At 63.6% G+C, this 11,618-nt stretch carries 11 protein-coding genes; 8 read left to right on the top strand and 3 right to left on the bottom strand.

Annotation, left to right across the window (positions count from 1 at the left end; translation table 11 throughout):
* Positions 1-85: 85 nt before the first annotated feature.
* Positions 86-847, top strand: a complete 762-nt coding sequence (locus JQ621_RS30785) for an outer membrane protein (RefSeq protein ID WP_212240604.1) — start codon at positions 86-88, stop codon at positions 845-847.
* A 9-nt stretch (positions 848-856) separates the two neighbouring features.
* Here the strand turns inward: JQ621_RS30785 and JQ621_RS30780 are convergent, their stop codons facing one another.
* On the bottom strand, positions 857-1,456 hold the full coding sequence (locus tag JQ621_RS30780) for a PadR family transcriptional regulator (protein WP_212240602.1): 600 nt from the start codon (positions 1,454-1,456) through the stop codon (positions 857-859).
* A gap of 197 nt (positions 1,457-1,653) precedes the next feature.
* Here JQ621_RS30780 and JQ621_RS30775 point away from each other — a divergent pair, with 197 nt between their 5' ends.
* From JQ621_RS30775 to JQ621_RS30760, 4 genes are all read left to right on the top strand, one after another.
* Positions 1,654-2,040 carry a nuclear transport factor 2 family protein gene (locus JQ621_RS30775; protein ID WP_212240601.1) on the top strand — a complete coding sequence of 129 codons (387 nt, stop codon included), beginning with the start codon at positions 1,654-1,656 and terminating at the stop codon, positions 2,038-2,040.
* A 53-nt stretch (positions 2,041-2,093) separates the two neighbouring features.
* A complete protein-coding gene (locus tag JQ621_RS30770; RefSeq protein ID WP_212240600.1) occupies positions 2,094-3,884 on the top strand; it encodes an acyl-CoA dehydrogenase C-terminal domain-containing protein in 1,791 nt (596 codons plus the stop codon).
* A 67-nt stretch (positions 3,885-3,951) separates the two neighbouring features.
* Positions 3,952-5,160 carry an acetyl-CoA C-acetyltransferase gene (locus JQ621_RS30765; RefSeq protein ID WP_212240599.1) on the top strand — a complete coding sequence of 403 codons (1,209 nt, stop codon included), beginning with the start codon at positions 3,952-3,954 and terminating at the stop codon, positions 5,158-5,160.
* A gap of 154 nt (positions 5,161-5,314) precedes the next feature.
* Positions 5,315-7,525 carry an FAD-dependent oxidoreductase gene (locus tag JQ621_RS30760; RefSeq protein WP_212240598.1) on the top strand — a complete coding sequence of 737 codons (2,211 nt, stop codon included), beginning with the start codon at positions 5,315-5,317 and terminating at the stop codon, positions 7,523-7,525.
* A 136-nt stretch (positions 7,526-7,661) separates the two neighbouring features.
* Here the strand turns inward: JQ621_RS30760 and JQ621_RS30755 are convergent, their stop codons facing one another.
* Positions 7,662-8,000: a hypothetical protein gene (locus JQ621_RS30755; RefSeq protein ID WP_212240597.1), complete on the bottom strand. Its 339-nt coding sequence runs from the start codon at positions 7,998-8,000 to the stop codon at positions 7,662-7,664.
* 112 nt (positions 8,001-8,112) lie between these two features.
* A complete protein-coding gene (gene gstA, locus JQ621_RS30750; RefSeq protein ID WP_212240596.1) occupies positions 8,113-8,727 on the bottom strand; it encodes a glutathione transferase GstA in 615 nt (204 codons plus the stop codon).
* Between the two features lie 126 nt (positions 8,728-8,853).
* Between gstA and JQ621_RS30745 the strand changes: the two genes are divergently transcribed.
* The 3 genes from JQ621_RS30745 to JQ621_RS30735 all read left to right on the top strand — a co-directional run bounded on the left by JQ621_RS30745 (position 8,854) and on the right by JQ621_RS30735 (position 11,512).
* On the top strand, positions 8,854-9,351 hold the full coding sequence (locus tag JQ621_RS30745) for a MarR family winged helix-turn-helix transcriptional regulator (RefSeq protein ID WP_212240594.1): 498 nt from the start codon (positions 8,854-8,856) through the stop codon (positions 9,349-9,351).
* 101 nt (positions 9,352-9,452) lie between these two features.
* Positions 9,453-10,823, top strand: coding sequence for a glutamate--cysteine ligase (locus JQ621_RS30740; RefSeq protein WP_212240593.1), 1,371 nt, complete (start codon positions 9,453-9,455; stop codon positions 10,821-10,823).
* Between the two features lie 113 nt (positions 10,824-10,936).
* Entirely contained in the window at positions 10,937-11,512 is a 576-nt protein-coding gene (locus JQ621_RS30735) for a PAN domain-containing protein (protein WP_212240592.1), read from the top strand.
* The last annotated feature ends 106 nt before the right edge of the window (positions 11,513-11,618 follow it).

Here is an 11,618-nt window from a genome sequence, read left to right as displayed (position 1 = left end):
CAAAGATTTCGCCGCGGGCCTGACCGGATCGTCTCATGGGTAAGTGAGTGCCGCGACCGGCGCTCAGCCTGAGATTGTTGCTGACATGAAATGGTTGCTCGTGGCCGCGCTCGCGGCCGGCTTGGTATCGCCCGCCTTTGCCGCCGATGCCCCGGCGGCAAAGCCTGCGGTGAAAGCCCCAGTGCCCGCTGGCTTCAACTGGACGAGCTGTTATGTCGGCGTTCAGGGCGGCGGCTCCTGGGGCAAGAGCGAGGACGTCCCGCGCGCCGGTGATGCCGTGGGTCCCACAATTTCCGGTACCTTCAATCTCACCGGTGGCGTCGCCGGCGGGGATTTCGGCTGCGATTTCCAGATCGAAAAGACGGTGCTGGGCTTCGAGAACGACGCGTCATGGACCAACAAGCACGGCTCCGCGCCGGACATGCCGCCGTTCAACGTCACGGCAACGAGCACCACGCGGGAGAAATGGATCGACATGTTCCGCGGCCGCGTCGGCTATGCGCTCGATCAGTTTCTGATCTACGGCACCGCCGGAATCGCCTTCGCCGGAACCGACGTCACTGTCTTCGATGCTTTCGGAGCCGTGCGTGAGTCGAGGACCCGGACCGGGCTTGCGGCCGGGCTCGGCGGTGAATGGGCAGCCTGGACTGACAGTTGGGGCGCAGTGAGCTTCAAGCTCGAGTATGTTCATACCGATTTCGGCAGCAAGCGATATTTCGAGACGCGGACTCTGCTCGGAGGGGTGCCGGTTGTGACGCGCGATGTCCGGCTCACCGACGATATCGTCCGCGCCGGCGTGAACGTCCGGTTCAACTGGGATGGCAAGCCGGTCGTGACGAAGTTCTAGCTGGGCGCATCAGCCCTTCTCGCGCTTGCCGTCGTCCAGCGGCACCACCGTGCCGGTCCCCTTATCCTTGCCTGACATCGCCGACAGCGCTTCAAGCGCCTCTTCGCAGAAATCGGCCACCATCTGCTCGTGGCGCGCCCCTAGGCGCAGCAGCAGCAGATTGCCAAGGTCGAGCACGCCTGAAGCAGTCCCTTCCGGGAATCGCTTTTTTAGTATTCGCTCATAGTTCTCGTGCCGGTCGCGGTGGTGCTCCAGGCGGTCCATCAAATCGGTGCGGATCGGCTCGATGTCGATGCTGTCGAGGGCATGCAGCCGCACCAGCAGATCGTCCTTGATCGAGGGCGGCGTACTCGGCCGCGCGGCCCAGTGCCGCAGCGCTGTTCGCCCTTCGGGAGTCAGCGTATAGATGAGTTTATTGGGTTTGCCTGATTGCACGACCTCGCGGCCCTGGATGTAGCCGCGGTCGCGCAGCTTGGAGAGTTCGCGGTAGATCTGCTGGTGGTCGGCTTTCCAGAAGAAGCCGATCGAGGAATCGAATGTCTTGGCGAGCTCGTAGCCCGTCATCGGACGTTCCGTCAGGCATGCGAGGATTGCGTCGCCCAGCGCCATGGCACCAGCTCCTTGAGACGTCCCGACCATTTGGCTTGACTTTATGCGTATCGGTGCATATGCGTCAATGTGCATATGAGGTGAGATTGAGGTCGGGCCCGAGGCGCGATCTGAAAACCCAGCGGAATCAACCCGCTCCTACTGTGCATGGGGTTGTTTTCGGGCTGTTTGCCCAAGGCCTTAGGGAGGACGTGAGAATGGCCGGCCTCGAGTCCTGGTACGCCTACATGAAATCTCACGACACCAAGGCGTTGTGGGACCTGCTGCATCCCGACGCCGTGTTCGAGAGCCCGGTCGTGCACTCGCCGCAGCGCGGGCGCGACATCACCTTCAAATATCTCGCCAGCGCCGAGAAGGTGCTCGGTGGTCCCGGTTTCACCTATGTCGGCGAATGGACGAACGCCGACGGCGCCGTGCTCGAATTCAAGACCATGATCGACGGCATCGAGATCAACGGCGTCGACATCATCACCTTCGATTCAGAGGGGCGCATCACCCATTTCAAGGTGATGGTGCGTCCGCTCAAGGCCATCAACATGCTGCATCGCCTGATGGCGGAGCAGCTCGCTGCCGCCCAATCATAAGCAACGTCATCACTTCAGACCGCAAATCACTTCAAGAATTGCCGGAGACCACCATGCCGATCTACAAAGCCCCCGTCGAAGACGTGAACTTCCTGCTCAACGACGTCTTCCAGATCGACCGCTACGACAACCTGCCCGGCTTCTCGGACGCGTCGAGCGACGTGCGTGAGGCGATCCTCGGCGAAGCCGCCAAGCTCGCCGAAGAGGTGCTGCAGCCGCTCAACCGTGTCGGCGATCTCGAAGGCTGCAAGCGCGCCGATGACGGCAGCGTCACCACGCCGAAAGGCTTCAAGGAAGCCTTCAAGCAGGTCGCCGAGGGCGGCTGGCTCGGCCTGTCGGCTCCGACCGAGTTCGGCGGCCAGGGCCTGCCGGTGACGCTCTCGCAGGCCGTCAACGAATTCCAGATCTCCGCCAACATGGCGTTCTCGATGTATGGCGGCCTCACCATGGGCGCGACCGCCGCGCTGATCGTTCACGGCTCGCCGGAGCAGAAGCAGACCTACGTGCCGAAGATGGTCGCCGGCGAATGGACCGGCACCATGAACCTGACCGAGCCGCATTGCGGCACCGATCTCGGCATGCTCCGCACCAAGGCGGTGCGCCAGGCGGATGGCTCCTTCAAGATCACGGGCACCAAGATCTTCATCTCGGCCGGCGAGCATGACTTGGCCTCCAACATCATCCACCTCGTGCTCGCCCGCATCGAGGGCGCGCCCGCCGGCATCAAGGGCGTGTCGCTGTTCGTGGTGCCGAAATTCCTCGTCAATGCCGACGGTTCTGTGGGGCAGCGCAACGGCGTCGTCTGCGGTTCGATCGAGCACAAGATGGGCATCCACGGTAACTCGACCTGCGTGATGAACTACGACAACGCCACCGGCTGGCTGATCGGCGAAGAGAACAAGGGCATGCAGGGCATGTTCGTGATGATGAACGAGGCCCGCCTCGGCGTCGCAGTTCAGGGCCTTGCGCAGTCGGAAGTCGCCTATCAGAACGCGGTGGCCTATGCCCGCGAGCGCATCCAGGGCCGTTCGCTCACCGGTGTGAAGGCGCCGGACAAGCCGGCCGATCCGATCATTGTGCATCCCGACGTACGGCGTACGCTGCTCTCGATCCGCGCCTTCAACGAGGCCGCGCGCGCCTTCGTGATCTGGACCGCGCTGAAGAGCGACGTCGCCCACCGCTCCGAGGACCCGAAGGACCGCCAGGCCGCCGACGATCACATGGGCCTGATGACGCCGGTGCTGAAGGGCTTCCTCACCGATTACGGCTTTGCCAACGCGGTGCAGGCGCAGCAGATGTATGGCGGCCACGGCTACATCGCCGAGCACGGCATGGAGCAGTTCGTCCGCGACGCCCGCATCGCGATGATCTATGAAGGCGCCAACGGCATCCAGGCGCTCGACCTCGTCGGCCGCAAGCTGCCGCGCGACGGCGGCCGCGCCATCATGGCCTTCTTCGGCGAGGTCATGACCTTCGCCAAGGAGAATGGCGGCGACGAGGCGCTGAAGCCTTTCATCACCCCGCTCTCGACCTCGCTCGGTCATCTCCAGCAGGCCACCACCTGGCTGATGCAGAACGCGATGGCCAAGCCCGACAATGCCGGCGCTGCTGCGACCGACTATCTGAATCTTTTTGGCTTCGTCGCGCTCGGCTACATGTGGGCGAAGATGGCCAAGGTCACCCAGGCCAAGATTGCCGCCAGCGGCGCGACGCCCTATCTCTCGACCAAGCTCGTCACAGGCCGCTTCTTCATGGAGCGGATGCTGCCGGAGACCGCCGCCAATCTCGCGCGCATCCAGTCCGGCTGCGCCACCATCATGGAACTGCCGGCGGAAGCGTTCTGATGATTTCGCTTCACCAGGATTTCGATCGCGTCCGATCGTAACAAACAACCGCAATCAGGAGGCTCCCATGGCAGATGCCTATATCTACGATCACGTTCGCACCCCCCGCGGCCGCGGCAAGGCGGACGGCGCGCTGCACGAAGTGACCGCGCTGGCGCTCGCCACCGTGCCGCTGCAGGCGTTGAAGGACCGCAACAACCTGCCGGAGGATTCCGTCGACGACGTCATCCTGGGCGTGGTCGATCCGGTCGGCGAAGCCGGCTCCGACATCGCGCGCTTTGCCGCGCTCAAGGCCGGTCTCGGCGAAGCCGTCCCCGGTGTGCAGATCAGCCGCTTCTGCGCCTCCGGCCTCGATGCCGTGAACTTTGCCGCAGCGCAGGTGATGAGCGGCCAGCATGAGCTGGTCATCGGCGGCGGCGCGGAGTCGATGAGCCGCGTCGGCATCGGCGCCTCCGGCGGCGCCTGGCCGATGGATCCGTCGATGGCCGTGCCTGCTTACTTCATGCCGCAGGGCGTCTCGGCGGATCTGATCGCCACGAAGTACGGCTTCTCGCGCGACGACGTCGACGCCTACGCCGTGCAGAGCCAGCAGCGCGCCGCCAAAGCCTGGGACGAGGGCCGCTTCAACAAGTCGGTCGTGCCGGTCAAGGACATCAATGGCCTCACCATCCTCGCCAAGGACGAGCACATGCGTCCCACGACGACGATGCAGTCGCTGGCGCAGCTGCAGCCTTCGTTCACGATGATGGCGCAGATGGGCGGCTTTGACGGCGTCGCCATCCAGTCGCACCCGGAGATCGAGCGCGTCAATTACGTGCACCACGCCGGCAACTCGTCGGGCATCGTCGACGGCGCCGGCGCCGTGCTGGTTGGCAGCAAGGAAGCGGGCAGCAAGTATGGCCTCAAGCCGCGCGCCAAGATTCGTGCGTTTGCCAATATCGGCTCCGAGCCGGCGATGATGCTGACCGGTCCGGTCGACGTTACCGAAAAGCTGTTCGCGCGCTCTGGCATGAAGAAGTCCGATATCGACCTGTTCGAGCTCAACGAGGCCTTTGCTTCGGTGGTGCTGCGCTACATCCAGGCCTTCGACATCGACAACGCCAAGATCAACGTCAACGGCGGCGCGATCGCGCTCGGCCATCCGCTAGGGGCCACCGGTGCGATGATCCTTGGCACCGTGCTCGATGAGCTCGAGCGCACCAACAAGTCCACCGCCCTTGTGACGCTGTGCATCGGCGGCGGCATGGGCACCGCGACCATCATCGAGCGCGTGTAACGAGCTGCCGTAGGGTGGGCAAAGCGAAGCGTGCCCACCACTGCGGTCTCAGCGAATGATGGTGGGCACGGCGCAAGTGCGCCTTTGCCCACCCTACGAGATCACAGTCAACCGCCGCGCCTGAGATCGGCTGCGGCACCGAGGAGCAACCAACATGGCTTACAAGAACTTCAAGGTTGAGACCGATTCCGACGGCATCGCGCTCGTTACCTGGGACATCCCGGGCCGCTCGATGAACGTGCTCGACGAGACCTCGACCAGCGAGCTCGACGCGATCGTCAAGGAAACCACGGCGGATGCCGCGGTGAAGGGCGTCGTCATCACCTCGGCGAAAGAGGCGTTCTGCGCCGGCGCCGATCTCTCCATGCTCGAAGGCATGAACCAGGCCTACGCAAAAGTGTTCAAGGAGCAGGGCGAGACCGCGGCCAACCAGATGCTGTTCGAGCAGAGCCGTCGCTTCTCGCTGGTGCTGCGTTCGATCGAGACATCAGGCAAACCGTGGGCGGCCGCAATCAACGGCCTCGCGCTCGGCGGCGGCTTCGAGATCACGCTGTGCTGCCACTATCGCGTGGCGGCCGAGAATCCCAAGACGCGCCTCGGCCTGCCCGAGGTCAAGGTCGGCCTGTTCCCCGGCGCCGGCGGCACGCAGCGCGTGCCGCGTCTGGTGCCCCCGCAGGATGCGATGACCATTTTGCTCAAGGGCGATCCTGTCACGATCGACAAGGCGAAGCAGCTCAATCTGATCCACGCCATCGTTCCCGCTGCCGATCTCATCAAGTCCGCGAAGGACTGGATCAAGGGCGGCGGCAAGGCCGTCGCGCCCTGGGACGAAAAGGGCTTCAAGCTGCCGGGCGGTCCGGTGTTCTCCAAGGCCGGCATGATGATGTTCCCGGCCGGCAACGCGATCTATCGCCGCGAGACCTACGACAACTATCCGGCCGCGCGCGCGATCATGAGCTGCGTCTATGAAGGCTTGCAGTTGCCGATCGACGCGGCACTCCGCGTCGAGTCGCGCTACTTCACCTCGGTGCTGCGTTCCAAGGAAGCGGCCGCGATGATCCGCAGCCTGTTCCTGTCGATGCAGGAGCTCAACAAGGGTGCGCGCCGTCCGAAGGACGTTCCCGCCACCAAGGTGAAGAAGATCGCCGTGATCGGCGCCGGCTTCATGGGCGCGAGCGTCGGCTACGTCTCTGCCCGCGCCGGCCTCGACGTCGTCCTGATCGACCGCGACCAGGAAAGCGCCGACAAGGGCAAGGCGCATGCGCAGAAGGTGATCGAGGACCAGATCAAGAAGGGCCGCGCCAAGGCCGATGATGCCGAGAAGCTGCTCGCGCGCATCACGCCGACGGCGGACTATGCTGCGCTGAAGGACGTCGACCTTGTCATCGAGGCCGTGTTCGAGGACCGCAGGGTCAAGGCGGACACGTTCGCGAAGGCGCAGGAATATCTCAAGCCGGACGTGATCTTCGCGTCGAACACGTCGACGCTGCCGATCACCTCGCTGGCCGAGAGCTTCAAGGACCAGGGCAAGTTCGTCGGCATTCACTTCTTCTCCCCGGTCGAGAAGATGATGCTGGTCGAGATCATCAAGGGCAAGAACACCGGTGACCTCGCGCTGGCGACGGCGCTCGACTACGTCCGGCAGATCGGCAAGACGCCGATCGTCGTCAACGACTCCAGAGGCTTCTTCGCCAACCGCTGCGTGGGCCGCTACGTCGCCGAAGGCAACGAGATGTTCCTCGAAGGCGTGCCGCCGGCGATGATCGAGAACTGCGCCAAGATGGCCGGCATGCCGGTCGGCCCGCTCTCGCTCTCGGACGAAGTCGCGCTCGATCTTGGTCTCAAGATCATGAAGGCGACCGAAGCCGATCTCGGCCCGAACGCCATCAATCCCGATCAGAAGAAGCTGATGGTCGAGATGGTCGAGAAGCAGGGCCGCCTCGGCCGCAAGAACAAGAAGGGTTTCTACGACTATCCCGAGGGCAAGGGCCAGAAGAGCCTGTGGCCTGGCCTCTCGGCGCTGCAGCCCAAGCAACTCGATCCTGACACGCTCGATATCGAGGAGCTGAAGCAGCGCTTCCTGGTGGTGCAGGCGGTGGAAGCCGCGCGCACCGTGGAGGATCACGTCATCACCGATCCGCGCGAGGCGGATGTCGGCTCGATCCTCGGCTTCGGCTTCGCGCCGTTCACCGGCGGCACGCTGTCCTACATCGACTTCATGGGCACGAAGACATTCGTCGAGCTCTGCCATAAGCTCGAGGCCAAGTACGGCTCCCGCTTCACGCCGCCGAAGCTGCTGGAGGAGATGGCCGCGAAGGGCGAAACCTTCTACGGCCGCTTCGCGCCGAAGAAGGCGGCGGCCTGAGACACTTGTAGCCCGGATGGAGCGCAGCGAAATCCGGGACAATCGTGCTGGAGGCAGAGACCCCGGATTGCGCTTCGCTCCATCCGGGCTACGCACGAAACCAGAAGGGCCGGATCGCCGATCCGGCCTTCCTTGTTCAGTCGCCGAACGGCGAGAATGCCCGGCCGGAGACCACATCGTCGGCGAGATTGGCTTTCCAGCTGCCTTCGTCGCCGCGGCCAATGCGCACCTCGAAACGCCAGCCGTTCTGGTTGCTGAAGGCGATGTTCGCTTCGCCGCTCTTTTTGACGTAGCTACACGGATATTCGGTCGGCCGGTCCGGAAAGACGATCTTTCCTTCCTTGCTCTCGAACACCGCAGAGGTGATCTGCGGATGGACAATGAAGATGCAATTGCGCTGCGCTGCGACGGGGCTCGAAAGCCCAAGCATCGCAAGCGGCGCGCCGGCGGCGGTCATGAGGACGATCATGTTCATGGGGCAACTGTCTCATGGAGATGCTCGTTCGACGTCGTAGCCGGTGAAACGGTTCACAACAAAAAGGCCGGATCGTTGATCCGGCCTTTCGCATGTTCGGTGCTGTGCGGGCTTACTTCGCCTGCGCCAGCCCTTCCTTCGTCAGCGCTTCCTGCACCTTCGGCCGGGCCGCCACGCGAGCCTTGTAGGCGGTGAGGTTGGGCATCGCCGAGAGGTCGAACTTCATCCGGTCGGCCCAGGTCAGCATGGTGAAGAGGTAACCGTCGGCGACCGAGAACTGCTTGCCCATCAGGTAGTCTTTGCCGGCGAGCTGGCTGTCGATGTGCTTCAGCTTGCCCATGACCCGGTCCTTGAAGAAGGCCTTGGCGTCGTCGTTCAGTGCCGGCGCAAACATCGGGCCGAAGCTCTTGTGGACCTCCGAGGTGAGGAAATTCAGCCATTCGAGCAGCTTGTAGCGCTCGGCGCTGTCGCGCGCGGGCGCCAGCGCCTTCGCCGGGGCCTTGTCGGCGATCATCTGGACAATGACCGGGCCTTCGGTCACGATCTCACCGCCGTCGAGGCCCAGCGCGGGGACCTGACCCTTCGGATTGACCTTCAGATAGTCTTCACCGTTTTCGAGCTTCTTGGCCCGGAGATCGACCTTGACCAGCTCATAGGGCAGGTCGGCCTCCAGGAGCGCGATATGGGGGGACAGCGAGCAGGCGCCGGGCGAGTAATACAGTTTCATGGAATTTCCTCCTCTTGACGCTTGGTTGGGGCGAAAGAACGCCTACATGCATCTGCATCGAATAGTCAAGATTGATGCAGGTGCATCGAGTGGGGTAAGAAGCGGACGACGAGCTTGAGCGGGACCATGAAACGCAAACCATCGACCGAGGCCACCAGTGCCTGGATCCGCCTGATGCGGGTGCAGAGCCGTGTGCTCGACTGCGTCGAGCAGGACCTGAAGAAGGCCGGGTTCCCGCCACTGGCATGGTACGACGCGCTGCTCGAATTGTCGCGCGCGCCGAGCGGTGAGCTGCGTCCAGTGGAGCTCGAGCGGCAGATGTTGATCCCGCAATACTCCACCTCGCGGTTGATTGATCGCCTGGTCGACGAAGGCCTCGCCATCAGGCGTGAATGCAAGATCGACAAGCGCGGCCAGTTCGTGGAGATCACGGAGGCGGGCCGCGAGCTGCAGAAGCGGATGTGGGGCGCCTACTCGGCCGCGATTGAAAAATATGTCGGCTCGAAACTGTCCGATGCTGATGCCGTAAAGCTCAGCGGTCTGCTCGACCGTCTCGGCTGCTCGTGCGGCGAGATGAAGCTGCCGCCCGCCATCAACGTCAACGAAACCTTGCCGTCGCGATGACCGCGCGGAACACCAGCTCGTCCGTGCACCCCATGGGTTCGCGGACCATTCCCGTCACCCGCGCGCCTTCGATCGAAGCGCCCTTTTGATTAGAGTTTGATATGGCGCGAGACCAGATCGACATGACGCCGCTGCAATCGCGCGAAGAGCTCGTTGCGTGGTTCGAGGCCGGCTGTAAGGACCCGTCCGAATTCCGCATGGGCACCGAGCACGAGAAGACCCCGTTCACGCTCGATGGCCATCGCCCGGTGCCTTACGAAGGCGCGCGGGGCATCGGTGCGCTGCTCGAAGGCATGAAGCTCCTGCTCGGCTGGGAGCCGATCATGGAGAAGGGCAATATCATCGGCCTCTACGACGTCACCGGCGGCGGGGCGATCTCGCTCGAGCCCGGCGGACAGTTCGAACTCTCGGGCGCGCCGGTCGAGAACGTGCACCAGACCCAGAGCGAGCTGATGGCGCATCTGGCGCAGGTGCGCGAGATCGCGACTCCGCTCGGCATTGGTTTCCTTGGCCTTGGCATGACGCCGTCCTGGTCGCGCGCGGATATTCCGGTGATGCCGAAGGGCCGCTACAAGATCATGACCAATTACATGCCGAAGGTCGGCCAATACGGCCTCGACATGATGTATCGGACCTGCACGGTACAAACCAATCTCGACTTCTCCTCGGAAGCCGACATGGTCAAGAAGCTGCGCGTCTCGCTGGCGCTGCAGCCGGTCGCGACGGCACTGTTCGCCAATTCGCCGTTCACCGAAGGCAAGCCGAACGGCTTTTTGTCTTTCCGCTCCGAGATCTGGCGCGACACCGACAATGCGCGCGCCGGCATGATGCCGTGGGCGTTCGAGGACGGCATGGGCTTCGAACGCTATGTCGACTATGCGCTCGACGTGCCCATGTATTTCGTCAAGCGCGGCGACGACTACATCGACGTGTCGGGCTCCTCGTTCCGCGCCTTCTTCGACGGCCGCAACAACAATCTTCCCGGAGAGCGCCCGACGCTGTCGGACTGGGCCAACCATCTTTCGACGATATTCCCGGAGGTGCGGCTCAAGCGTTATCTCGAGATGCGCGGCTCCGACGGTGGCCCGTGGGGCCGGCTGCCGGCGCTGTCGGCGTTCTGGGCCGGGCTGCTCTACGACGATGTGTCGCTCGATGCGGCCTGGGACCTGGTGAAGCACTGGACTGCGCCCGAGCGTCAGGCGCTGCGCGACGATGTGCCGCGCTTCGGCTTCAAGGCACGGATCAAGGACCGCTATCTGTTCGAGATCGCCAAGGAATGCCTCGTTCTGGCACATGCGGGCCTGCGCCGCCGCGGCCGTATCGACTCGATCGGCCGCGACGAAACGCGGCATCTGGAGCCGCTCGATCGCATCATTGATTCCGGCCGGACCCCGGCCGAGGAGATGCTCGAGAAATTCAACGGCGCCTGGAAGGGCTCGGTGGAACCAGCCTACGCGGAATACGCCTTCTAGTTAGACTGGCCAACGATCAGGATCTAGGCTGTTCATCGCCCATACAGGTTTGCGGCGATCAAATGACCAGCCGAAAAAACTGAGCGCCGTCAATAACTCGAAAGCTGTTCCAAATGGGGAAGGGCCGCCTGCCAAAGGTCATGGCTTGCGTCGTGGCATGTGCCACGCTGCTTGCGCTCGCCTTGGCGAGTGGCTTGGCGAGTGTCCCTGCGTGCGCCCAGACGGCGTTCGACCGCCCGGGCGGCGATTATTTCAGCACCCCGGTCACGTCGGGTGATCCCGAGGATTGTGCGCTGCTCTGCGAGCGTGATCGCAAGTGCCGCGCCTGGAGCTTCAGCTACCCTGATATCGACGGCGCTGCCGCGGTGTGCTGGCTCAAGAACACCGTGCCGCCGCGACAGCCCGCCAATTGCTGTATCTCCGGCGTGCGCGGCGCTGGCGTGATCGAGCCGCGCGTCGAGGGTGTCGAGACCTCGATCGATCGTCCCGGCGGGGATTTGCGTAATTTCGACCTCAAGGAAGGCGAAGGCGAGGACGTCTGCAAGGCCGCCTGCACCGCCGACAACAAATGCCGCGCCTTCACCTATGCCCGCCCCGGCTATACCGGGCGCGAGGCACGCTGCTTCCTGAAAAAGGACATTAAGCCGCCGCGGCGGAAGGCCGGATTTACGTCGGGCGTGGTGCGGTAGTGCGCGGCTCTTTCCATCGTCATTGCTCTCGTAGCAACCATTAAAGCGACGTCCGATTGCCATTGAGCATGACGCCTTGCTTGCGGCCGTCAAGGCGTGGCCTGGC

This window comes from Bradyrhizobium manausense (assembly GCF_018129685.1).
Taxonomy (GTDB): Bacteria; Pseudomonadota; Alphaproteobacteria; order Rhizobiales; family Xanthobacteraceae; genus Bradyrhizobium; species Bradyrhizobium manausense_D.
Note: the sequence above shows the minus strand (reverse complement) of the source record. Positions and strands in the feature narration are given on the sequence as shown.